A 22,717-nucleotide genomic window follows, 5' to 3' on the forward strand; every position below is an offset into this window, starting at 1 on the left:
TCGTCCTGACCGTACCCAGGGGGATTGACAAACCCTATTTCGACAAAAACGGCGTCATCTGGCTGAAATGCGGGGCGGACAAACGGCGGATCAATTCCAAGGAGGAGCTGCGCCGGCTCTTCCAGATTTCCGATCAGTTCCACGTCGATGAATTGCCCACCCGGGCGGGCATCGACAAACTCGACAAGCTGCGTTTTCGCGATTTCCTGCGCGATGTGTACAAGCAGGAATATCCCGACTCGCCCGCCGAACTTCTGCGGCTTTTACAGAACATGAACCTGGCCACCGCTGAGGGGATGCTGAATCTGGCGGGTGTTCTTCTGTTTGCCGAGCGTCCGGAGTGGATCAAACCCCAGTTTGTCGTCAAGGCGATCCGCTATCCGGGAAACGAAATCCACGTCAGCGACTATATCGATACCGAGGATTTTTCCGGTTCCCTGCGCAAGATGTTCGACGATTCCCTGGCGTTTGTCATGCGCAACCTGCACAAGGTGCAGGCCGGGCGCGGCGTCAATGCGCCGGGTCTGCCGGAGATCCCGGAGGCGGTTTTCGAGGAGCTGCTGGTCAATGCCCTGATCCATCGGGACTATCTGGTAAGCGCCACGATTCGTCTTTTCATCTTCGACAACCGCATCGAGATCATCAGTCCCGGCCATCTGCCCGATAACCTCACGGTGGAGAAAATTCGTACGGGGATGTCCAATATCCGCAACCCGATTCTGGTTTCCTTTGTGGCCAAGGGGCTTTTGCCCTATCACGGGCTCGGCTCCGGGATCAAACGGGCGCTGGAGGAATGGCCTGATATCGACTTTACCGATGATCGGGATTGCTGCCTGTTCACCGCAACGGTTCACCGGAAAGCAATATCTGGTTCGGGAGAACTCACTGGTTTGCCGGAAAGTGCGGGGAAAACGTCGGGGAAAAGTTCACCAATAAGTTCACCAATAGGTTCACCGAAAACAGAAGATCGAATAATTGAACTTCTCCGGCAAAACAATTCCATTACAACGGGAGAATTGGGAAAAACAATTGGAATATCCAAGAGGGCGGTATTGAAACAGATCAATAAGCTGAAAGAACAAGACCGTCTTCGTCGCATCGGCCCGACCAGGGGTGGGTATTGGGAAGTAATCGAAAAGAGTGAAGGATAATCGATTCGATAACGTGAAAACTATGAAGAAACCTGCAACCTCTAAAACGCCCCCGATGGTTCGGGAAGACCTACTGCCGGAGTATAACTTTGACTACCGGAAGGCCAAGTCCAACCGCTTCGCCGATCGGAAGGAAGATCAGCGCGAGAATGAACAACCGGTGGGCACAGGCGGAGGCGCCACGATGACCACGAAGCTCTGTGTTTTTGTCAGTTCGGTCCAAAAGGAACTGGAAGACGAGCGCCTTATCGTCCAGAACCTGGTCAACACCGATGCTTTTCTGTCGGCTTACTGCACACCCGTACTTTACGAGCTGGAACCGGCCTCCCCGGAGAAGGCGCTGGAGGGATGCCTGCAATCTCTCGACGGTTGCCAGGTTTATCTGCTGATCGTCGGTAGCGAGTACGGCACGCCGGTGGGAGGTCTGTCGATCACCCATGCCGAGTATCGACGTGCTAAGAAAAAAGCACTGCCCATACTGGCGTTCATCAAGGGCGACCGCAGCTTAAAAAGGGAGCGGGGGACATCAAAACTTCTTGCTGAACTCGATGCAGACGGGCCGAAATTCAAGCGTTTCGGCAACGTCATCGAGCTCCAAAAGGAAGTCCGTGCTGCCTTGGTGAAGCTTCTTGCAGACAAATTCGGCATTGCCCCGTCCAGCGACGAGGATAAGATCGCCCAGCAGACCATCGAGGCCACCTCTTCGTTCGAATCGCAGCCGCTTGTTCGTCTCCGTTGGCAGGATCTTGACCACGATGTGTTACGCAGATTGATTGCCGTGGCCGAGAACCGAGACGCAGGAAGTCTTTCGGCGGCGGATCTCATGTCGGGTGCCTCTGCTCGCGGCCTTGCCTGGCGTGACCAGGGCACAGGCTTAACCTACGCCACCGCTGCTGGCATTGTTCTCCTTGCCAAGGATCCCTCGATGGTGTTTCCCCAGTGCCGCATTCTCGCCGATGCCTACCGAAGTACTGAACCGGACGGCGACCCGCGGGACCACGAGGACATCCGGTCGCCCATGCCGTTGGCAATCGATCGCGCCATCGCCTTCATAGATCGCAACACCCGCCACCCGATGCGTATCGTCGGGCTCGAACGCCTGCGTCTTGACGAGTACCCTGTCGATGGTCTGCGCGAGGCGCTGGTCAACGCAGTGGCGCATCGCCAGTACGAGGACGCCGGTCGCAAGATCATCCTTGAGATCTTCGCTGATCGAGTCACCCTCTTGAGCCCTGGCCTTCCCCCTCGACCGCTCACGCTCGCCAACTTGCGCAAGGGGAAATACCGCCCCTGTTCGCGAAACCCTGTTCTGGCCCAGTGTCTGTCATACTTTCACCGAATAGAGGAACGCGGCAGCGGCTTCCGCCGGATGCACGACCAGATGCTCGACCACGGGCTCGATCCGCCGCTCCTTGGTACAGACATGGGCTATTTCCAGATTACATTCCCCGGTCCGGGCGATAACGTCGAGCGACTGCGAGTGCCTGAGAAGCGGCTTTTGGTGACCCCGGCGATCGAGGCGCGTCTGAATGATCGGCAAAAGGCGATATTGGCGTATATCCTGGAGCATGGATCGGTCACAAGCGGATGGTGTCGAAAAGAGTTTGGAGTTGCCTACCTGACAGTGTATCGCGACTTGACCGCGCTTCTCGAACTTGGAATCGTTCAAACCACCGGTCGCGGTCGAAGCACGAAATATATCATTGAAGGGGATCATGGTTAATCCATCACTTTTCTATCACCATATTGGCGGAATCTATCACCGGTCGTCCGAAATCGGCCGGAAAAGACCTGACGATGGGGCTGAATCGGCGACAAACAAAGGAAGTCGGCCGGAAAACTTCTGAAAACGGCATGAACTATAAGAAAAAACTCATTGAAGTCGTATTGCCGCTGGATGCCATCAACAGGGCGTCGGCTCGGGAGAAGTCTATCCGCCACGGGCATCCGAGCACGCTGCATCTCTGGTGGGCGCGGCGGCCCCTGGCGGCGGTGTTGAAACGCTTCCATGGAACCGTGACTCTGGACCCCGCCCGTGTGGGGCGAGACGCCAGCCGCATCGCCGATGAGGTGATTGCCCATCTCTCCGGTCTGGTCGGTGCCGCTGTAACTGTCACGCTGGAGGTGGAGGCGGATATCCCCTCCGGCGCCCCGGAGCACGTGGTTCGCACCGTGACCGAGAACAGCCGGACCTTGAAATTCACCAGCCAGGAATTCGAAAAGGAATAAATATTAATAATCTTAGGGGAATGCTGTGCTGAAGAGCATCAATAATTTCAGGGAAGACCGGGTTTTGCAACGAAGGATGCTGCTGGCGGCGCTCTCGGGCGGCCTGCTTTTTTTCTCTTTTCCGCAATTCGGAAACGGGCTGGTGGCCTGGTTTGCCCTCTTGCCGCTGTTTTATGCGCTGAAGGGGTCAACCCCGGCGGAGGGTTTTCGGACTGGTTTCATCACCGGCATGGTTGCCAACATCGGCATTCTTTACTGGATTTCCTATGTCGTCGTGCAGTATGGCGGCCTGCCTCTCTATGTCGGAGTGGCGGTGATGCTGCTGCTTGCCGCGTACCTGAGCATCTACACAGGACTTTTTGCGGCCGGGGCGGTTTTCTTCCGTAAAGGCGGGAACGATTCGCTGCTGGTCGTCCCGCTGCTGTGGGTTATCCTCGAGTTTGCCCGTTCCCGTTTCTTCACCGGTTTTCCCTGGGAAAATCTTGGCTATTCCCAGTATCTTAACTCAATCATTATCCAGATAGCAGATATTACTGGTGTTTACGGAGTATCGTTTGCGATCGTGCTGGTCAACAAGGCGATCTTTGAAATTCTGGAAGCGCGCCGCGCGACCGGCAGGATACCCATCGGAAAGCTGCTGATTGCGTTTGCCGTTGTGCTGCTGATCGTTTTCTATGGTTTTTTCCGGCTTGCCGACATCAAAGATTCACTGACCGAAGCGCCGTCGGCCGAGGTGGCCCTTGTGCAGGGGAATATCGATCAAAACAGCAAGTGGGACCCCCGCTATCAAGCGGAAACAATCGATATTTATGCAGGCCTTTCCCTGGGTGCGCTTCCTGCCCGAGGCGGCCTCATCGTCTGGCCGGAGACGGCGGCGCCGTTCTTTTTCGGTTATCCTTCTCCTTTACAGAAAAAGGTGATCGCCCTGGCCCGGACGGCTGAGCGCGCCCTGCTTTTCGGCAGCCCCCATTATGAACAGGAAGGCGCAACTGCAGCCTACATGAACAGCGCCTATCTGCTGGAACCGGGTGGGGCGGTTGCCGGTCGTTACGACAAGGTGCACCTTGTCCCTTATGGCGAATATGTCCCGCTAAAACAATTATTTCCCTTCATCGGCAAGCTGGTGACAGGCATCGGCGATTTTCGGGCTGGAAGTGATTTTGCGCCCCTTGTCAGCGGCAAGCGCCGTTTCGGGGTTTTTATCTGTTATGAGGGAATCTTTCCCGAGGCGGCCCGGGCGTACAAAAAGCGCGGGGCCGAGCTGCTGGTAAATATCACCAATGATGCCTGGTTCGGTAAAACTTCAGCCCCGTATCAGCATCTGTCGATGACCGTCTTCCGGGCCGTGGAAACCAGGCTCTTTCTCGTGCGTGCGGCCAATACCGGGATCAGCGCCATCATCGCTCCCACCGGCCAGATTAGCTCCCGGACGGCCATTTTTACCAGGACCGTTCTGAGGGGGGAAGTGAAATATGTTGACAAAAAGACCTTTTATGCGGCATACGGCGATACCTTTGCATATATCTGTTTTATCATGCTGATCGTATATGAAGTCATAACAAGAAGGAGAATGAAACATGCAGGAAGAAATACATGAAATGCTCGTCGATTTAACCCAAAGGCTGGAAAAATTCGGAGACTGTCTTTGACTTGCCTGAAAAGGAACTGCGAATACGAGAGCTGGAAAAGGAGTTGGAAAAGGCCGGTTTCTGGGATGACCCGGAGAAAGCCGGAACCTTGCTCCGCGAGAAGAGCAATCTGTCAGAAATTGTAGGGAAGTGGAAGGGACGTACGGAGAGTCTGGCCGATTTCCGGGAACTTGCCGAAATGGCCGCAACGGAAAAGGACAATAAAGCCGAAGCAGACATAAGAAAAGAGCTTGCTCAAATCGACGCCGAGCTGCGCGATGAAGAGCTGAAAATGATGCTGGGCTCCGAGCAGGATGTGATGAACGCCATCATGTCGATTCATGCCGGGGCGGGGGGCACCGAAGCGCAGGATTGGGCCGAGATGATTCTGCGGATGTATCTGCGCTGGGCGGAAAGAAAAGGCTTTCAAACCGAGATCATAGACTACCTCCCCGGCGACGAGGCGGGTCTCAAGAGCGTATCGTGGACGCTTAAAGGCGAGTATGCCTACGGCTACGCGAAGGCGGAGATCGGCATTCACCGGCTGGTGCGAATCTCCCCCTTTGACGCCGGGGCCAGACGGCACACCTCTTTTGCCTCCGTTTTCGTCTTCCCGGAGGTTGATGACCGCATCGTCGTCGAGATTGATGAAAAAGACCTGCGCATCGACACCTTTCGTTCCTCCGGCGCGGGCGGGCAGCATGTCAACAAGACCGATTCGGCGATCCGTATTACCCATCTGCCGACCGGGATTGTCGTGCAGTGTCAAAATGAGCGTTCGCAGCACAAAAACAAGTCAATGGCAATGAAATATCTGCGCTCGCGCCTCTATGCGATGAAATTGAAGGAGCAGAACGAGAAACTTGCCGAAGTGAATAAAACGAAGAAAAACATCAACTTTGGAAGTCAGATACGTTCCTATGTTTTGCACCCCTACAAAATGGTAAAGGATCACCGCACGGATTTGGAAACCGGGAACGTCAGCCAGGTGCTCGATGGGGACATAGACCGTTTTATTGAGGGATATCTGATCCAGAATTGATTGTTGAAGTTGGAGAGACCTGCTTCTCGAGCCTGAGGAGATTCCGATAATCTTCCTCGGTGTCAATGTCTAAATGGATGGCGCGATCGCCAACAGGCGTCTCCAGTATCTGATCGGCATATTCCGCGAAGATGGCTCTGGCACCGCAATCACCGGTCAGCGCTGCTATTTTGGGGAAGGTCTGCCGGGCAAAGAGGACGGGATTGCCGCGGACTCCTGCAAATACCGGGATGACAATGGGCGCTTGCGACCGATGGTAGGCTGCCAGGACGGCGTCTATTAATTCCGGACTGATGAGCGGCTGATCTCCAAGGAGAAATAATACCGCCTCTATATCCGGCGTCAGTGCCTGCAAACCAGCCTTGAGAGAAGTGCTCTGACCGTCTTTGTAGCCGTAATTTATAACAGTCTTCAAATCCCGCCCCTGCAGCAAGGGGAGGATGCTTTGCGCCTTATGCCCGAGGATCACAGCTACCTCGCTTAGCGACGACGCCAGGGCGGCGTCCACAACGCATTCCAGGATGGTTTTCCCCCGAAAGGGGAGGAGTTGCTTCGCCCTGTTCATCCGGGAACCTGCTCCGGCGGCAAGGACCACCCCGGCGACGCGCGCGGGACGATTCATTTCGCTCCCTCCAGGGGGTGAAATGAATGGATGCGCACCCCCGCAAGCGCTTGCCCGACGACAACTCCCGCAACTCCGGGATGCAGGCTGTGGCGGAGCAATTCGGCAATCCGGACGCCGCTCTCCCGCCTTTTGCGGTCGTCGGCCTTGTTCAAAAAGATGAAGCGGCGGGCCTTGGGGGGGGATCCCTTCAAGAGGCCGTGGGGGTTGACAAAGAGGCGCGTCAGCGCCGCCTCGGTAATCGTTTCTCCTGCAGAAAGCTCCATCAGCTCACCGGCGCGCCCGGAACGGAAGACCATATTTTCATTCAACTTTGCCCCAACCGCCTCCAGTCCCGCCACCGCAACATGAATCGTCGTGCAGGAGGGAATGACCGGTTCGTGATCATCCGGCGACTTGAGGGGGCGCATCGCCGCTCCGTCGGCCTCCACGATGATCCAGTCGAAAAGACCAGACTCGGCGAAGGTGCAGATTGTCTCCGGGGAAAAACCCTGGAGTTTGCCGGAATCCGCCAGGCGCGTGGAGACGGCGGTAACATGCCTGGCCGCTTGAATGCAGGCCGACGCCAGCCGCATTATCAACTCCGGGTCTTGGTCAATAAATACCTTTTCTGACTGCTCCGCGGTGGGCGGAAAGATCCTGGTTGTGGTCGTGGTCAGCACCCTCATCCCGGTCCCAACCAGCAGCCGGGCGAGCTGAAACATCAGACTCGTTTTTCCGCCGCCCCCGGTCAGGCTCAATACTCCCCGCGATTCATTGCAAAATATCTCTTCGATCGTTTTCATGTGCCGCTTACCGGTTATAGGCGTTGAGCAGCGCTTCGAGAACGGCGCCGCCCAGGGCTCGGGCTTTTTCCGAGATGGTGTCGCAATAATCTGCTTTACCGCGCGGATCGACGTCGCCGATCTTGAGCCCCCGGGCGACGATAGACGCGGGCCTGATCAGGCCGCGCAGGATGCCGTCGATCTTGGCAGTTATCTCATCCGTGCCGATTCTGCCGATCACTTCCCCCTTGCGGACCAGATCGCCGATCTGCTTTTCGGAACTGAAGACGCCGTCCGCCGGGGCGCGCAGCACCCGTTTTGCCGTGTAACCGCCGATATTGCCGGGGATGCCGGTATTCGCCTCGGCCATTCCCTCGGAAATCAGGCGGCCGAGATTGTGGCCGCGGTTAGTCTCGATCACTGCATGACAGTCCACTCCGGCCGTGAAGCCGGGGCCCAGGGCGATCACAAGCGGGGCGTCGGCTATGGAAATACCCAGGTTTCGTTTGGCAACGGTTGCATCTATAAGCACATCCGGCCGCAAAAGGTGAATGGCTTCTCCCGCCGGATCCACTTGGACGGCGATCTTCCCGGCCGCCCAGGCGGCGGCAAGTTCGGCCCGGTCAACAACCTTGATTGCCTCGATTCCTTCCACTGTCATGCTCTTTTCGTGAACCGCTTCGCAGAAGGAGACATGCCGCCGGACAGCCAGGGGGGAACTGGTCTCTAACATCAGTATTCGCCTGAAGTTGGCGCAATAGAGTCGGCAGGCGATGCCGGTGGCCTGTTCTCCGGCGCCCTTGATAATTATGAAGAGCTCTTTTAGCCGGATATCCACTTCATTCCAGTCCGTTATAGGTGGCGATAAGCTGGCAGGCGATGCTGATTGCGATCTCCCGCGGGGAATTTCCGCCGTTGTCATGGCCGATTGGACAGCGGACAGAGGAGAGATCCAACCCCTTTTTCTCCAGGTTTTGTTTGATGCCGGCCCATTTGGATTTGCTGCCGATCATGCCGAGGTAACGGGTCGGATGGGGCAGAACCTCCTCCAGCACCTGCTGATCGACAGCGCCGCTGTAGGTCTGGATGGCAACGAAACTCCGCTGCGGATCCCAGTTGGTTTTTTCGATAAAGTCACGCCACTGGCACTGATGGCGGACCACGCCCTGCGGGATGGCCGGCGAGTTGATCCACTCTTCGCGCGTGTCGATCAGGTGAATCCGGAAGGGGGTTCCTTCCAGAACCTGACAGAGGGCCTGACCGACATGGCCGGCGCCGAACAGGTAGAGCGACGGGCTATCGTTGAGCACTTCCAGATATAATTCCATGGTTCCTCCACAGGCGGGAAATTCCCCCCTTGGTTTTAACGGTATCTCCGAGGTGGCGCCCCTCAAACTGTCGAAGCATTTACGGGCATCCTCCAGGGCGTGAAGCTCCGGCGTTCCGCCGCCTACCGTGCCGAAGAATGTTCCGTCCGCAAGAACGATCATTTTGGCCCCCTGCTTGCGCGGGGTTGACCCGCTGCTCTTGGTGACGGTAACCAGTACGCACAACTGATCATTACGCCGCAGTTCTTCTAATTTGCCGATCCAGTCCCACATGCCTGCCTCCTTCCTCGCCTTCCTCTTTACGCTTTTTCTTGAGAGATCGCCAGATCTTTTCGTAACTCAACGGCAGGCTGTTGACGCGCACTCCCATCGCGTCAAAAATGGCATTGGAGAACATTCCCAAGGTGGGATTGGTTGAGCCTTCGCCAATCTCCTTGACCCCCCAGGGGCCGCTCGGCTCATAGCTATCTACAACCTCAGAATGGACCGGCGGCATATCCAGGGCGGTAAGCACCCGGTAATTGGCCAGGTCGGCGTTTTTGATCCTTCCCTTGTCGTCGAAAAGAACCTCCTCCCAGGCTGCCTCTCCCATTCCCATGTACAGCGCACCATGCACCTGCCCGTGCAGCAAGCGCGGGTTGATCACCTTGCCGCAGTCGTGCACGTCCCAGATTCCCATAACCGTGATCTCCCCGGTCTCCTCGTCAATCGCCACCTCGCCCACCTGGACACCGAAGCTGTAGGCGGGCGATGTGCCAACCGCGGCGCCCTTGAAGGTTCCCCCCAGTTTGGGCGGCGTGTAGGCGCCTTTGCCGAGGAGCGGCCCCCTGAGCACGAAATGCCGGCGCGCTGCCTCCTGAAAGGAAATGGTCTTATTGGCGCGGGATTTGGAAAAGATCACGCCCTCCTCGCAGTCCAGATCAGCGACAGGCAGGGAGAGCATGGTTGATGCCATTTCGAGGAGCTGTTTTTTGATCTCCTCGCCGGCCTGTTTGACGGCAGCCCCGGACATATAGGTTTGGCGGCTGGCGTAGGCGCCGAAATCGATGGGTGTAAGTTCGGTGTCCGCGGCGACTATCTTCATCTGTTCGTAGCGGTATCCCATTGCCTCTGCGGCCATCTGGCAAAGAATCGTGTCAGAGCCCTGGCCGATGTCGGCCGCGCCGGTGTAAAGAGTGGCCGATGTGCCGTCCTCATTGACCTTGATGACTGCCGCTGCATGGGGGAGATCGGTGCGATAGATGGAATAGCCGGCCCCGGTGACGAAACTACCCGTTGCCACTCCAATGCCCCGGCCGGGGGGGAGATTTTTCTTTTTTTCATCCCATCCCGAAATTACCCTGGCCCGCTCCAGACATTCCCGGAGCTTGCAGGAGTTCACCTGAAAATCATTGGGTGTAACTGTATCCGGCCTGCGGGCATTGAGGAGCCGGATGTCCATCGGATCGATCCCCAGGTCGGCGGCAACATTGTCCAGGTGGCTCTCAAAGGCATACTTGGGCTGGGGGGCGCCATGTCCGCGCTGAGCGCCGCAGGCAGGCAGGTTGGTATAAACCCGGAACATGTCGAACTTGTAGTTGTCAAATTCATAGGTCAGGGGGAGCAGCGCTCCAGCGTAGTAGGCGCTGGCTATCCCCAGGCTTGTGTAGGCGCCTCCGTCCATGATGAAGTTGGCCTTGACGGCAAGGATCTTCCCTTTCTTATCGACGCCGGTGGTGATCTCCATGTGTTGGGCGTGCCGTCCCCGGTTATGGGCAAACATCTCGGCCCGGTCGTAAAACATCCGCACCGGCCGTCCGGTGAGTTTTGCCAGCACCGAACCGGCGAATTCCAGCCCGGTCGGCTCCATTTTACCGCCGAAACCGCCTCCCACATGAGGTTTGATGATCCGGACATCCCCCATGGGCAGGTCGAACTGTCGGGCTATGTAGTGCTGAAAGTAGTGGGGAGACTGGGTGCTCGCATAGATAGTGAGCTTTTTCCCATCCCACATGGAGATGGAGGAGTGCGGTTCGATGGGGGACTGATAGGCGCGCTGCCCCCGGAAGGTGTCGGTGCGCACGTGGAAGGAAGCGGCCAGGGCCTGCTCCACATCGCCGAACTCCTGATGGATCTCGGTGTTGATGTTGCGCTTGAACTCGTCGTGAATCAGGGGTTGTCCCTCATCCATGGCATGGAGGTAATCGAGCACGGCCGGCAGCTCTTCGTACTCTACCTTGATGAGCTTCAGGGCCTTGTAGCAGGTTTCTTCATCCACGCAGCACACAGCGGCAACCTTGTCGCCGACGAAGCGCACCTTGTCGCTGCAGAAGATGTTCTCGTCCCAGCGGGCCGGACTGAGCCCATACTTCAGGGACGGCACATCCTTGTGGGTGATGATTGCCTTTACCCCTGGGAGTTTTTCAGCCGCGGCGGCATCGATGGAAATGATCCGGGCATGGGCGTGGGGACTTGTCAGGATCTTTCCGAAAAGCATATTGGGAAATTTCAGGTCGCCGGCGTACTTCGCGGCGCCCGTTACCTTGTCCGGGCCGTCGATGCGCGGGACGCTGCGGCCGATTACTTTATAGTTGTTATTCATCGGGAATCTCCTTCTTTGAGATCGACAGGGGTGATCTCCCCACGGGAAGCGGCGAGGACGGCTTCAACAATATGGACGTATCCCGTGCAACGGCAGAGGTTGCCGGCAATGGCCTCCCGCACTTCCCGTTCCGAGGGGTGGGGGTTGCGGGTCAAAAGGGCCTTGGCTGAAAGCACCATGCCGGGGGTGCAGTAGCCGCACTGCACTGCGGCATGGTTGAGCATTGACTGCTGGATGTCGTCAAGCTGGCCATTGGCGGCGACCCCCTCGATGGTCGTGATTTCCCGACCGTCGGCTTCCACGGCCAAAACCATGCACGAGTCAACCGGCTTGCCGTCCAAAAGCACGGTGCAGGAGCCGCAGTCGCCGAGCTCGCAGCCCTTCTTGGTGCCGGTGAGATTGAGATCGTCGCGCAGCACGTTGGTCAGGATGGCATTCCCCTTCACCAGCAGGGAATGGGAATCGCCGTTTACATTAATGGTGATCAGATAGCGTTTCACTCCGTTTTTGTCCGTTATAACCTGCGACATATCTTTTCCTCCTCAAATATGACCCTTGTCGATTGCCTTGCGAAGGGCGCGCTTCGTCAGCACTTCCACCAGGTTCCTGCGGTACTCGGCAGAGCCGCGGATGCTGTCCCGGGGACGGCTCTCCGCCGCGGCCATTGCCCCTGCCTCGGCCAGCAGTTTGCCGCTGATCTTTTTGCCGCGCAGGAAGCCCTCCGCATTGCGGGCCCTCATCACGGTTGGAGCGGAGGAGGCCAGAACGATCCGGGCCTCGCGTAAAATGTTTTTATCAACCGTAACCGATACGGCAACGCCGGCAACGGCCAGGGCGCCGGAACGGCGCAGACCGAATTTGATGTAGGTGCTGCCGGTTGTGGACTGCTCGGGAATGGTCGTGTCGGCGAGGATTTCGCCGGGGACGATCCGGGTCTGAGCCGCCCCGCAGAAGAAATCCTCCAGCGCCATGCTCCTTTCGCCTTGGGCGGATACCAGGCGAATGCATGCCTTGAGTGCAATCAGGATCGGAGGGAGATCGGCGGAAGGGACGCCGTTTACGATATTTCCTCCCAACGTCCCCAGGTTGCAGATCTGGTTCGAGGCCATGGTGTGGGCCGCCATCGGGAGCGAGAGAAAGAGCTCCTGCAAAAGCGGCGAGTTATATATTTCATTGTGCCGGGTGAGCGCCCCGATGACAATGCCATGGCCGGATTTGCTCCGGATATTCCGGAGTTCGCCCAGGCGCTTGAGAGACACCAGATGCCCGGAGGCCAGTTTTCCCGTCTTCATCTTGTGAAGAACGTCCGTTCCGCCGGCCAGCACGGTGGCATTTCTTCCGAGTTCGGCCAAAAGCGCACAGGCCTCCTGCAGAGTCTCCGGGGCATGATACTCAAAATCGGGCATGTTCATCTTTCATCTCCTTCAAATTCTAAAATAGACGGGGCAATTGCGTTTCCAAGATACCTCGTATGCGATGTATATAGGTAAAAATTTTTACTCCGCTATTCCTGGATGTCACGCAGGAAACGTTTAAAAAGAAGCTTTTCTTCCAAGCTGAAATTATTCAACAATTCACTATTTGTGCGTTCGATGACTGCTTTTAGATCGGTTATTGCTGCCCGCGCTTTTTTCGTCAGTGAGACTCTTCCCACCCGTCCGTCATCGGGATCAGCTTCTCGCCGCAGCCATCCTGCGGCAACCAGGCGCTCCAGCACCCCTGCCAGCGTAGCCGTATCCAAGGCAATTCGCCTGCCGATTTCTCCTACGGAAAGCCGTTCTTCTTCCCAGAGAGATTCCATGACCAGGCATTGCATAGGGGTTAACTCGAAAGTGCGGAGTCCCCCCTTCAAGGCGCCCTGTGCCCGCTGGTGGGCTTTGGCAAGTAAAAAAACTATATTTTCCCTATACGAAGTCATTTTCAAAAATCCTCTTGTATGCAAGATAACAACAACGGAAAAACATGTCAAGAAAAAAATGCGCGCTGGAGATATCGAACTTTTCATTGAGGCTATCCGCTCCAGCATTGATTGTCCGGGCCGACGCGAATCCAAGGCGGACCAAAGTCCGCAAGATCGCCCGCCCGGACGGTTGAAATCATTGGGGGGAGATGCCCGGGATGTTCGGGAAAATAAACGTTGGTGCAGAATAAAAAACATGATAGGAGAACCAGCCGAACGCACTACAAATATTGTGCAGGCAGTTGGATTCATTCGTTGTAACTATGGGAGTCATCTCTGCCTGCTGCAAGATTAACGATGGACGGAGAAAAAAAAATGAATAAAATCAGCCGGCCGAATACTGCGACAGTGGTTGCCGTATTGTTGTGTTTAAGCGTCTTCATGTTTTCAGCATGTGCAACCCTCCCGCCGGAAACTGCCGGAAACGAAAGCGTCGCACCCCAAAGCAATGGCCGCACGGAGAATGCTCCGTCAGCAGCCTTCCCTTCCCCGACCGGGAAAGTCACCGCCGAAAAGTCGGGGGTTTCAACCGGGGAAAAATTATCTCCGGTCGCTGCTCCCCTTAAGGAAACGAACCTCGTTAAAAGTTCAGTTCCCCTTTCCGCCAACAGCAGGGCGAGTGTTTCCGCGCCGGCGAATTCGCCGTCTTTTATAAAACATCAACCATCCACCTGGGATGAGCTGAGGGACACTTCTCTTGTGGATGATGAAAGGAATCCCGCGAAGAATAAAAATTCAGCGGAAGCCGAGAATGAAAAGGATATCATGGAAGAGGCGCTTGTTCTTTTGGACGAGTCGCACAAATACTGGGCAAAGGGCGAGCTGGACGATGCCCTGCAGATGCTCGATCAGGCGTATGCCCTGTTGCTCGATACCAACGGCAATTCTGAAATTGTCAGGCAGAAGGACGATCTTCGCCTGATAATTTCCAAGAGGATCCTCGCCGTTTATAATTCCTTTCCCACTGCCGCCAAGGGGAAGCGCGGGGAAATACCTTTAATATCCAACGCCGACGTTGAAAAGGAGATACGTTCCTTCCAAAACTATGAGCGCGATTTTTTTATATCCTCTTATTACCGCTCCCTTATCTATCGCCCGATAATTTCGGCGGAGCTCAAGAAAGCGAACCTGCCGGATGAGCTATCCTGGCTGCCCCTCGTGGAAAGCGGCTTTAAAATAAACGCCCTTTCTTCGGCAAGGGCACTGGGTCTATGGCAGTTCATCCCCTCGACCGGCTACAAGTACGGTCTGAATCGGGATGACTGGGTTGATGAACGGATGGATATTGAAAAATCCACGAGGGCGGCAATTGCTTATTTCAAAGACCTCCATGCGATGTTCGGAGACTGGCTTACCGTTTTGGCCGGATACAATTGCGGGGAGGGACGGGTCGCGCGCACAATTGCCTCTCAGCAGATAAACTACCTGGATCGCTTCTGGGATCTATATCAGAAACTGCCCAATGAAACTGCGCGCTATGTTCCCCGGTTTATTGCGACGTTGCTGGTCGTTAAAGACCCCGCAAAGTACGGGTTCGATTTTACAGCGGAAAAGAGCAAATACGACGTGTCCGCCTATGAAACGGTTGAGACAACCAAGTCAATGCGGTTACAGGACATTGCGGCAAAACTGGAAGTATCGGAAGAAAACTTGATTATCCTGAATGCCGAATTGCGGCTCAAGACAACTCCAAGCAAACCGTACAGGTTGAAGGTCCCGTCAGGCAATGCCGACAAACTCCTGCAGCTTGCCGCCGACATTCCCAATGCCGACATTCCCCACGCCTCTTCCCGGACGGTAAAAGGCGTTTTCATAAAATACAAGGTACGAAGGGGAGAAACCCTGGAATCCATCGCAAAAAAATACAGAACATCCGTAAGCTCAATACGTTCCGCCAACAAGTTGTCCAAAAAGGGATTGTATGCCGGGCAGAAATTGAATATCCCGATTACGAAAACGAGCGTTTCGGCAACTTCTGTAAGTTCTTCGGCGACTGCCAAGGCGAACGTCCATAAAGTCAGGAAGGGCGATACCCTTGGGAAACTTTCCAATACCTATCACGTTTCCGTGGCCGATCTGAAGAAGATCAACAATCTGAAGAAGGATGTCTTGAAGATCGGACAAACCATCCGGCTTTCACAAAAAGAAGGCAAGAATTCTAAGAAAGCCGCGGTTCCCCAAAAGGGCAAGGCGGAAGCCAGGACATACAAGGTGAAAAAGGGGGATAATCTTGCCAGGATAGCAAAAGAAAAGGGGGTTGCCCTCCAGAAGTTGCTGACCCTGAACAAGCTGACCCTCAAGGACGATATCTACCCAGATCAGGAGATACTTGTTCAATAGTTCAATCCAGACGGTAATTTCTCAACAGAAAAAATAATTCATCCTCTTTTGCTTTCATCCTTGCCACTTCCTCCGGAGGGGCATTTTCGTGGTTATACCCAAGCAGGTGCAAAAGGCCGTGGAGCAGCAGGAATTCCAGCTCGTCCATTAGCGGCAGCTCCGCGCAAGCGGCGTCCCGCGCTGCCGTTTCTGCCGAAATGATGATATCCCCCAATACCTCGGGGTGAATATTTCCCCCTTCGCCCTCCGTCATCGCAAAGGAGATGACATTGGTCGGCCGGTTCCGGTCGAGATAGTCGCGGTTTATGGCCTGAATCTGTTCATCGTCCACGATAAGGACGTTCACTTCACCGTTTTCCCGCTTAAGTTCCTTCAAAAGTCTCTTTAAACTCCGACGGAACCGGCTTTTATTGATCGTTTCTTTTTTCTGTTTATTGTGAAGCGAAACCGTCACGGTTTTTTCCTCCCGCTTTTTTGCTCCCCCAGCTCGTAAGCGCGAATTACCTGCTGTACGAGAGGATGACGCACCACGTCCCGATCGGAGAAATAGATGAAACGTATTCCCTCGATGCGACTCAGCAAATTCTTTGCTTGGACGAGTCCCGAAACCTTGTCCGCAGGAAGATCTATCTGGGTTATGTCGCCGGTAACAACTGCCTTTGAACCGTAACCGAGTCGCGTTAAAAACATCTTCATCTGCTCGGGGGTTGTGTTCTGGGCTTCATCGAGAATGACAAAGGAATCGTTCAGCGTACGCCCCCTCATAAAGGCAAGCGGTGCGACCTCGATTACTCCCTTGTGGATCAACGCCTGGGCCCTGTCAAAATCAATCATGTCGAACAGGGCGTCATACAGGGGACGGAGATAGGGGTTGACCTTTTCGGCAAGATCGCCGGGCAGGAATCCCAGTTTTTCTCCGGCTTCCACGGCTGGGCGGGCGAGCGAGATGCGGCTTACCTTCTTTTCCATCAATGCGGCGACGGCCATGGCCATTGCCAGGTAGGTCTTGCCGGTTCCCGCCGGTCCGATGCCGAAGACCATATCGGAGGTTCTGATCGCGTCTATATAGCTTTTCTGCGAGAGGCTTTTGGGGGCGATAATGCGTTTTTTCGAAGCGATGAAGATCGTATCGAGAAATATTTTCTCCAAATCGGCATGGGAATCCTCCGCCAGGATTTTATGGGCTTGTTCGATGTCGAGCGGAAAAATGTTATAACCTTTGTTCGTTATTTCATAGAGTTGCAAAAAGAGATTTTTAGCGTGCGGAATTAGAGATCTGTCTCCGCCGAGAACAACGACATTGCCGCGAACGCCGATCTTTACGGCCGTGAGTTTTTCCATCAGCCTTAAGTTCTGGTCATGCTCTCCGCACAGCGTGCGCAGGGAATCATTGTCGCTAAAACTCAGTTTTTCCAGAATTTCCGGCGCTGTCGTTTTTTTCAAAGTTCCGCAATTCCTCCTGCGTTTTTTCTCTATCCGGCGTTTTAAGACGTCCGTAAATTTTAAAGAAGGAAAATATTACTCCGACGCTGCTCACCAGAATCATGAAACTGGCGGAGAAAAAATACATGATGAAGTCCAGTGGGTTTTTTAATGAATAGGCGCCGATCAGGGTTTCTATGCCGTAAAGCAGAAAAAAGAGGGAAATCAGCCCCATCAGAGTTATTTTCACCCACCAGAACAGTGCTAGCAAGGGATTCAATTTTTGATTTTCCGTCCGCAAATCAAATTACCCCCAAAGGACGGATCGTAATGGACAAAAGCTGCATTTTAAGGACCTTCATTTGAGGCTGAAGAAGTTTTCAGGGAAACTGCCGATAAGGTGACGACGAAATCCGCTCGTGCCGTTTTGTCTTGGCGCTGGAAAGTCGGTACATGAAAAAAATTGGCCCTCAAGCGGCGCTGAAGCGCCAAAGGGTCCTGTTGCTCTTTAAATGTTGCAATCCAGCAGTCCGACTCAATAGCGAACACAGCAGACCCCGCCGTCGCCATCCATATACTAACATCGAAAAAGCTTGTCAAGCATCTTTACGACCCCTGGTCATTAATTTCAGTTTCTGGTAAGCGGCAAGGGTAAACGACTGATTCCTGCAGGGAAGCAAGGTGTTGTTTTGAAAAAGTGGTTCCGCTGCGATCGGGTCGGGGGAAGCGGCCACGGCCTCGCCCCAGAGTCCGGTGCCGGGAATCGGCGAATATTCTGCCAGAATTGGCCGCGCCCCGAACGATTGCACGTATTGGATGCTTTCGGCAACCTCTTCGGCCGACTGGCCGGGGAGGTTGCAGAGAATGTATATCCCGATGTCGGAGGGTGAATAGCCCCCTTTTTGAAGATTTTTCACGGCCTCCCGCAGATCTTCGTTACTGACCTTGCCGCCCGTTATTTTCTGCCGAAGCAGATCGGAGGTTTCAAAGCCGAAGCGGAGTGTTTTAAAGCCGGCCTTATACATGAGCCTGCTTATTTCCGGGGTCACTTCTCGCAGATGCAGTCCGTTCGGACAATGGAAATGGAGCGGCAGCTTTCTTCGGATTAACTCTTTTAAAAGCGGCGCTGCCATTTCTTGCGAATTCACCAGCAGGGCGTCGTCATAAAAGGAAAAATTTCTTGTTCCATAACGCCGATGCCAGAACTCTATCTCCGCGGCGACAAGGAGCGGGTCTCTTCTGCGGAAGCCCGGGTACAGCAGATGCGAGGCGCAATAACTGCAGCGGCAGGGACAGCCGCGCGAGGTCAGGATCGGCAAGCTGGCAGGGTTGCAAAGGAGGTCGAAGGCCGGGTAGGGGTGTGAGTCGAGATTGCCGGGGTCGGGAAGGAATTGCATATCTATTTTTAAAAGGTCTTTTAAAAGTCCGGGCAGGGTTGCCTCGCCCGCCCCGGGGAGACAGAAATCCGCCCCCGCTTGCGCTGCATGTTGCGGGCAAAGGGAGACGTAATTGCCGCCGATAACAACGGGAACGCCCGGGAAAACCTGCTTCACGCAGGGGATTACGGCAAACAGGCCGGGATACCAGTAAGTCATCATCGTCGTTATCATGATGATGTCCGGACGGGGGAGCTGGCGCAGTTTTTTCAGGAAGATTTCGGGGGGCAGGCCAAAACGGTGATAATTTCTCGGGATCATCCGCAGTGGCAAAGGTTTGATGATACGCTCCCGGGAATATGTCCCCGCGCCGTCGGCTCTTATTTTCCCTGGGTAAATTGCACTTTCGGGGCGCAGCTCCGGATCGTCTTCAAGGCAGTCGATAAACGAGACGGCAATCCCGTTTATCCGCAGCAGGGAGGCTATGGACAAAAGTCCCAGTGGCTTATACCAGAGGTTGTACGCGGAGAAATCATAAATCCACGGGTTGATAAGCAGCGCCTGATATTTCATAACTCGCTTGCTAACACAGAAGCGTTTCTGCTGCAATAACCGGAGGGCAGTTTCTTTGTGGATTCAGGTGCTATATTCGATCTTCGCAAGCGCCGGAAGCGATGCAATCAACGACGATATTCCTTCCGTCTGTCGTTATCCGGACGGCGCCGTCTTCGTCAGTGCGATACAAATCGGCGTTTATCTGCCGATATTTTTCCAGCGTTTCCGGGTGGGGAAAACCGAAGAGATTTTTATAACCGCAACTGACAATGGCGATTTTGGGCGCAACCCTCTCGAGAAAGGGGATGCTGCTGGAGAAGCGGCTTCCGTGATGGGGAACAATCAGCGCATCGCTTTGCAAATCAAGGCCTGATTCGACCAGCTTCTTTTCGGAGACCTTGGAGATGTCCGAGGGCAGGAGAATGCTCCGTTTCCCCAGGGAAAATTTTATTGTGAGAGCGTGGTCGTTTGTCCCGGTAGGATAAGCTCGCTCTTTAGTCTCCTCGGCAATAAAGGGGAGGGGAGTCGGAGGGGAGGCGGGCGGGTTCATAATCAGGATGCGAACGCCGGAGAAGTCAATCTCGGGCAGCCCGCTTGCCATAATTCTGTGGGTTATTCCCTTTTTCCCGACAATATCCAGAAAGGAACGGTATTGAGCGGTTGCCGCTTCATCGCCGCTGCTCCAGACCTCGTTTACACGGAAATTCTCCAAGATGAATAAAAGACCGTTGAGGTGGTCGGAATCGGGATGCGTCAGCACAACGGCGTCTATCTTTGTTATCCTTTCGCGGAGGAGATAGGGCGCCACTACAAGTTTTCCGATGTCGAAGCTCTCGTCGAAAAAACCGCCCCCATCCACAAGCATGCTTTTTCCGCCGGGAAACCTCACCAGGATGCTGCTCCCCTGACCGACATCGATGGCTGTCACCGAAAGGTCAGTCTGATGGGCGTTGCTTAAATAGTGATATGTCCAGGTTGAAACAAGGAACAGAACTACGACAAGCGGGGTCGCGATGAAAAAAAATCTGCCGGTCGGACTTATTTTCTGCACCGCTGTTTTGGAAAAGCGGTGCAGGGCCAGACCCGACCAGATAAGCAATGCGTACCAAGCCGACACCTCTAAAATGGTTGGGGTGGAAACAATGAGGGAAGCCCAGGGAAGGGCGGCAAAACGATCAACGAAAAAGAGCGAGATTTTAACGAGCAGCTCCGTCAGACCCACCACCAGACCGGCCAGGGAGGAAGAGAGCGGCGCGGCAAGGACAATGGCCAGGGAGACAGGAATCGCCAGCACCCCGAGAATCGGGACGCAGATCATGTTGGCGGCAAGGCCGACAAGTGGAATCCGGTTGAAATAGAAGATAATCAGGGGCAGCGTTCCCAGGGTCGCTGTCAGCGATACGAGAAAAAAGATGACAATTCCCCGGACGGACAGCTTGATGATGTAGATCATTCTCGTTTTTATATTGGCAAAGGCTTCTTTTGCCGGGGGCGGCGGCAGAATATTCATGAATTCAGGCATGAAAAAGATCAGCGCGGCGACCGCGGCGAACGAAAGCTGAAAGGAAATGTCGAAGAGCGAAGAGGGGGCAAGGATTAAAATCAGAAAGGCGGCAAAAGCGAGAATGTTGAAGAGGTCGCCCTCCCGGTCGAGCAAAAGCGCCGTCAAAAAAACCGTAAACATGATCGTCGCGCGCAGCACCGAGATTCCGGCGCCGGCAACTCCGGTGTAGAAAACAACAACGAAGATGGCAATAATTACAGATAATTTAGCGACGTTTCCCCTCAGGAGGATGTACTCCGCCTTCAGCAGCAGGCGCGCCAGAAAAAGGGCAAAGGCGGCGACAATCCCGATGTTGAATCCGGAGATGGCGATAATATGGGTAAGCCCGGTCTTGTTGAACTTTTCCATCGTTTCTCTGGGGATGGATTTCTGATCGCCGAGGATCATCGCCTGAATGATGCTTCCCTCCGTGCCGGGCGATTTTTCGGAGATGGTGCGGCGGATCAGCTCCCGAAAACCCTCCAGCTTTGCCTTCAGCGGGTTCCCTTGGTCGCGGCGCAGGACAACAAAGGAAATATTGTCATTGAGAAAACCCCTGACGAGGATGCCCCGCAGGCGCAGATACCTTTCGTAATCGAAGGCGCCGGGATTCCTGAAACTACGGGGAATTTTAAGGCGAGCATGAAAACGGATGAAATCACCGTAGCGAAACGGGTTTTCTCCGCGGATACTCAGCAGCACAGAACCTGAGGCGGGGATGTAGCTCCTGTCCTTTAGAATGCGGGAGATGGAAACGACCAGATCGGTCTTCTCCGGAGAACTCAAGGGATTCTCGGAGACGATTCCCTCCGCGGTCAGCGGACGGTCTTCGATGAAATGGACAATGTGGTTTTTCGGCAACGGCGGATAAAGATAGAGACTGATCAGCAGGATTCCCAGCAAAAAAACACAAAGCAGCAAGGAAGTCAGGACGATGGCAGACCGATTGAAAAAATGCAAACAGAAGCGGATTTTTTCAAGAGATGGTTGGCGGTGTTCGTAAAGGACGGTCGCGACGAGCAGCAAAACAAGAGAGGCAAGAACGGGAAAAACCGGAATAATCCAGATGCTTCCGCACGAAATGCCTGCCATCAGCGCCGCCGTCATGGCAACAAAGGGTCTTCGCATGCCTCTTTCGCCTTTATCCAAAGGAAGGCCGGCCCGGGTGATTATTAAAAAGGAGGATAACCGGCGAATGCAAGATAGGAGGTACGCGAGCGACTGTCAATAGAAAAATGCAGACGCTGTCAAACGTCCGGCCTCTGAGAATCGGGACACTACAATCCATCATTCGTCAATCGGGTATTTTAAGGAGTGAATTTGAATCTTTGATTTCAAGCGGGAAACGCATGGAATAATTGCTTGCATTTTTAGATAACGCCTTGTAAAGTCACCAATCGGAGGTAAATTATGCAAACAGCAGTCACAAAACGGGGACAGACGGTCATCCCGGCGGCGATCCGGAAGCGCCATCAGATCAGTGGAGGGGCCCGTCTGGTCTGGCTGGACGACGGGGAGACGATCCGCATAGTCCCGACACCGGCGGACCCGATTGCCTCGCTGCGGGGCCGGGGTCGGGGGGAGAACCTGACCATACGCCTGCTGAAGGAGCGTCGTGCGGACGGCAAGCGCGAAGCAAGGGGTTGACATGGCCAAGCCGACCGCAGCCGGCACCATCTATCTCCTCGATACCTCGGCGCTCTTGACCTTCATCGAGGATGAACCGGGCAGCGACCGGGTAGAGGAGATACTGAAGGACGCCGCCATTCTCATGCCCTGGCCGGTTCTCATGGAGACCTACTACATCACTTTTCAGGAGAAGGGCCGCGCCGAAGCGGACCGTCGCTACGCCCTGATCCGTCAACTGCGTGCGGAAATCCTCTGGGCCATGGATGAGCCGATCCTGCTGACCGCGGCCCGTCTCAAGGCGGAGCATCATGTTTCGCTGGCCGATGCCGTGGTGGCCGCCTTTGCCATTCGGAACAATGCGGTACTGATCCACAAGGACCCTGAATTCGACGCCCTCGCCGGTCTCTTGCCAATGGAGGCGCTGCCCTACAAGGCGAAATGAGAACACGCTTACCCGGTGTAAGCTTCTCCATTATCTGGACATAAATTTTCAGTATATTTGAGAGCAACATCTGGATTTTCACACTGCATGAGATCGGGTAAAAGG

The 22,717-nt window shown here is 54.8% G+C and carries 20 protein-coding genes and 1 pseudogene; 8 read left to right on the forward strand and 13 right to left on the reverse strand.

Annotated elements, in window-relative coordinates:
* The 5 genes and pseudogenes from K0B01_05235 to prfB form a co-directional block, all read left to right on the forward strand.
* Positions 1-1,151, forward strand: a 1,151-nt coding sequence (locus tag K0B01_05235) for an HTH domain-containing protein (GenBank protein MBW6485540.1), incomplete at its 5' end; no start/stop codon positions are given.
* A gap of 184 nt (positions 1,152-1,335) precedes the next feature.
* The gene (locus K0B01_05240; GenBank protein ID MBW6485541.1) at positions 1,336-2,874 is read left to right on the forward strand and encodes a helix-turn-helix domain-containing protein; all 1,539 of its coding nucleotides are present in this window, start codon (positions 1,336-1,338) and stop codon (positions 2,872-2,874) included.
* Between the two features lie 131 nt (positions 2,875-3,005).
* Positions 3,006-3,140: pseudogene (locus K0B01_05245) on the forward strand (DUF1156 domain-containing protein).
* Positions 3,141-3,405: 265 nt separating this feature from the next.
* Complete coding sequence (gene lnt / locus K0B01_05250; GenBank protein ID MBW6485542.1) at positions 3,406-4,977, forward strand: apolipoprotein N-acyltransferase; 1,572 nt, start codon at positions 3,406-3,408, stop codon at positions 4,975-4,977.
* Positions 4,958-6,050 (forward strand): peptide chain release factor 2 gene (prfB, locus tag K0B01_05255; GenBank protein ID MBW6485543.1). Its coding sequence is split into 2 segments (ribosomal slippage): positions 4,958-5,026 and positions 5,028-6,050, totalling 1,092 coding nucleotides; the frame shifts between segments, so codons are not numbered across the junction. Before lnt ends, prfB begins: the two co-directional genes overlap by 20 nt.
* Here prfB and mocA read toward each other — a convergent pair.
* From mocA to K0B01_05295, 8 genes are all read right to left on the reverse strand, one after another.
* Positions 6,022-6,672 (reverse strand): molybdenum cofactor cytidylyltransferase, encoded by a 651-nt coding sequence (gene mocA, locus K0B01_05260; protein ID MBW6485544.1) that lies wholly within the window; start codon positions 6,670-6,672, stop codon positions 6,022-6,024. The two genes, prfB and mocA, sit on opposite strands and share 29 nt — an antisense overlap.
* Positions 6,669-7,457: a putative selenium-dependent hydroxylase accessory protein YqeC gene (yqeC, locus tag K0B01_05265; protein MBW6485545.1), complete on the reverse strand. Its 789-nt coding sequence runs from the start codon at positions 7,455-7,457 to the stop codon at positions 6,669-6,671. Before yqeC ends, mocA begins: the two co-directional genes overlap by 4 nt.
* A gap of 7 nt (positions 7,458-7,464) precedes the next feature.
* Positions 7,465-8,358 carry an EF2563 family selenium-dependent molybdenum hydroxylase system protein gene (locus K0B01_05270; protein MBW6485546.1) on the reverse strand — a complete coding sequence of 298 codons (894 nt, stop codon included), beginning with the start codon at positions 8,356-8,358 and terminating at the stop codon, positions 7,465-7,467.
* Complete coding sequence (locus K0B01_05275) at positions 8,276-9,037, reverse strand: XdhC/CoxI family protein (protein MBW6485547.1); 762 nt, start codon at positions 9,035-9,037, stop codon at positions 8,276-8,278. The genes K0B01_05270 and K0B01_05275 overlap by 83 nt, the downstream gene beginning before the upstream one ends.
* Entirely contained in the window at positions 8,997-11,345 is a 2,349-nt protein-coding gene (gene hcrA, locus K0B01_05280) for a 4-hydroxybenzoyl-CoA reductase subunit alpha (GenBank protein ID MBW6485548.1), read from the reverse strand. The genes K0B01_05275 and hcrA overlap by 41 nt, the downstream gene beginning before the upstream one ends.
* Positions 11,342-11,875, reverse strand: a complete 534-nt coding sequence (locus K0B01_05285) for a (2Fe-2S)-binding protein (GenBank protein MBW6485549.1) — start codon at positions 11,873-11,875, stop codon at positions 11,342-11,344. Before K0B01_05285 ends, hcrA begins: the two co-directional genes overlap by 4 nt.
* Before the next feature lie 12 nt (positions 11,876-11,887).
* A complete protein-coding gene (locus K0B01_05290) occupies positions 11,888-12,757 on the reverse strand; it encodes an FAD binding domain-containing protein (protein ID MBW6485550.1) in 870 nt (289 codons plus the stop codon).
* Between the two features lie 92 nt (positions 12,758-12,849).
* Entirely contained in the window at positions 12,850-13,263 is a 414-nt protein-coding gene (locus tag K0B01_05295; protein MBW6485551.1) for a MarR family transcriptional regulator, read from the reverse strand.
* A 357-nt stretch (positions 13,264-13,620) separates the two neighbouring features.
* Here K0B01_05295 and K0B01_05300 point away from each other — a divergent pair, with 357 nt between their 5' ends.
* Positions 13,621-15,645, forward strand: a complete 2,025-nt coding sequence (locus K0B01_05300) for a LysM peptidoglycan-binding domain-containing protein (GenBank protein ID MBW6485552.1) — start codon at positions 13,621-13,623, stop codon at positions 15,643-15,645.
* 1 nt (position 15,646) lies between these two features.
* Here K0B01_05300 and ybeY read toward each other — a convergent pair whose 3' ends face one another.
* From ybeY to K0B01_05325, 5 genes are all read right to left on the reverse strand, one after another.
* The gene (ybeY, locus tag K0B01_05305; GenBank protein MBW6485553.1) at positions 15,647-16,099 is read right to left on the reverse strand and encodes an rRNA maturation RNase YbeY; all 453 of its coding nucleotides are present in this window, start codon (positions 16,097-16,099) and stop codon (positions 15,647-15,649) included.
* Positions 16,096-16,986 (reverse strand): PhoH family protein, encoded by an 891-nt coding sequence (locus tag K0B01_05310; GenBank protein ID MBW6485554.1) that lies wholly within the window; start codon positions 16,984-16,986, stop codon positions 16,096-16,098. The genes ybeY and K0B01_05310 overlap by 4 nt, the downstream gene beginning before the upstream one ends.
* Positions 16,987-17,041: 55 nt before the next feature.
* The gene (locus K0B01_05315; GenBank protein MBW6485555.1) at positions 17,042-17,347 is read right to left on the reverse strand and encodes a hypothetical protein; all 306 of its coding nucleotides are present in this window, start codon (positions 17,345-17,347) and stop codon (positions 17,042-17,044) included.
* 316 nt (positions 17,348-17,663) lie between these two features.
* Positions 17,664-19,016: a B12-binding domain-containing radical SAM protein gene (locus K0B01_05320; protein MBW6485556.1), complete on the reverse strand. Its 1,353-nt coding sequence runs from the start codon at positions 19,014-19,016 to the stop codon at positions 17,664-17,666.
* A gap of 70 nt (positions 19,017-19,086) precedes the next feature.
* Positions 19,087-21,669 (reverse strand): DNA internalization-related competence protein ComEC/Rec2, encoded by a 2,583-nt coding sequence (locus tag K0B01_05325; GenBank protein MBW6485557.1) that lies wholly within the window; start codon positions 21,667-21,669, stop codon positions 19,087-19,089.
* Between the two features lie 282 nt (positions 21,670-21,951).
* On the opposite strand from K0B01_05325, the gene K0B01_05330 reads away from it, so the two are divergent.
* Complete coding sequence (locus tag K0B01_05330) at positions 21,952-22,188, forward strand: AbrB/MazE/SpoVT family DNA-binding domain-containing protein (GenBank protein ID MBW6485558.1); 237 nt, start codon at positions 21,952-21,954, stop codon at positions 22,186-22,188.
* A 1-nt stretch (position 22,189) separates the two neighbouring features.
* A complete protein-coding gene (locus K0B01_05335) occupies positions 22,190-22,612 on the forward strand; it encodes a PIN domain-containing protein (protein MBW6485559.1) in 423 nt (140 codons plus the stop codon).
* Positions 22,613-22,717: the final 105 nt, after the last annotated feature.

It is taken from the genome of Syntrophobacterales bacterium (assembly GCA_019429105.1).
In the GTDB taxonomy this organism is placed as follows: domain Bacteria; phylum Desulfobacterota; class Syntrophia; order Syntrophales; family UBA5619; genus DYTH01.

Bases quoted from the DNA above. Each gene is read 5' to 3' on its own strand.
- K0B01_05240 (MBW6485541.1), top strand. From the start codon at position 1,336: ATGACCACGAAGCTCTGTGTTTTTGTCAGTTCGGTCCAAAAGGAACTG.
- mocA (MBW6485544.1), bottom strand. From the start codon at position 6,672: ATGAATCGTCCCGCGCGCGTCGCCGGGGTGGTCCTTGCCGCCGGAGCA.
- yqeC (MBW6485545.1), bottom strand. From the start codon at position 7,457: ATGAAAACGATCGAAGAGATATTTTGCAATGAATCGCGGGGAGTATTG.
- K0B01_05270 (MBW6485546.1), bottom strand. From the start codon at position 8,358: ATGACAACGGCGGAAATTCCCCGCGGGAGATCGCAATCAGCATCGCCT.
- K0B01_05275 (MBW6485547.1), bottom strand. From the start codon at position 9,037: ATGTGGGACTGGATCGGCAAATTAGAAGAACTGCGGCGTAATGATCAG.
- hcrA (MBW6485548.1), bottom strand. From the start codon at position 11,345: ATGAATAACAACTATAAAGTAATCGGCCGCAGCGTCCCGCGCATCGAC.
- K0B01_05285 (MBW6485549.1), bottom strand. From the start codon at position 11,875: ATGTCGCAGGTTATAACGGACAAAAACGGAGTGAAACGCTATCTGATC.
- K0B01_05290 (MBW6485550.1), bottom strand. From the start codon at position 12,757: ATGAACATGCCCGATTTTGAGTATCATGCCCCGGAGACTCTGCAGGAG.
- K0B01_05295 (MBW6485551.1), bottom strand. From the start codon at position 13,263: ATGACTTCGTATAGGGAAAATATAGTTTTTTTACTTGCCAAAGCCCAC.
- K0B01_05300 (MBW6485552.1), top strand. From the start codon at position 13,621: ATGAATAAAATCAGCCGGCCGAATACTGCGACAGTGGTTGCCGTATTG.
- K0B01_05310 (MBW6485554.1), bottom strand. From the start codon at position 16,986: ATGGAAAAACTCACGGCCGTAAAGATCGGCGTTCGCGGCAATGTCGTT.
- K0B01_05320 (MBW6485556.1), bottom strand. From the start codon at position 19,016: ATGAAATATCAGGCGCTGCTTATCAACCCGTGGATTTATGATTTCTCC.
- K0B01_05325 (MBW6485557.1), bottom strand. From the start codon at position 21,669: ATGCGAAGACCCTTTGTTGCCATGACGGCGGCGCTGATGGCAGGCATT.
- K0B01_05330 (MBW6485558.1), top strand. From the start codon at position 21,952: ATGCAAACAGCAGTCACAAAACGGGGACAGACGGTCATCCCGGCGGCG.
- K0B01_05335 (MBW6485559.1), top strand. From the start codon at position 22,190: ATGGCCAAGCCGACCGCAGCCGGCACCATCTATCTCCTCGATACCTCG.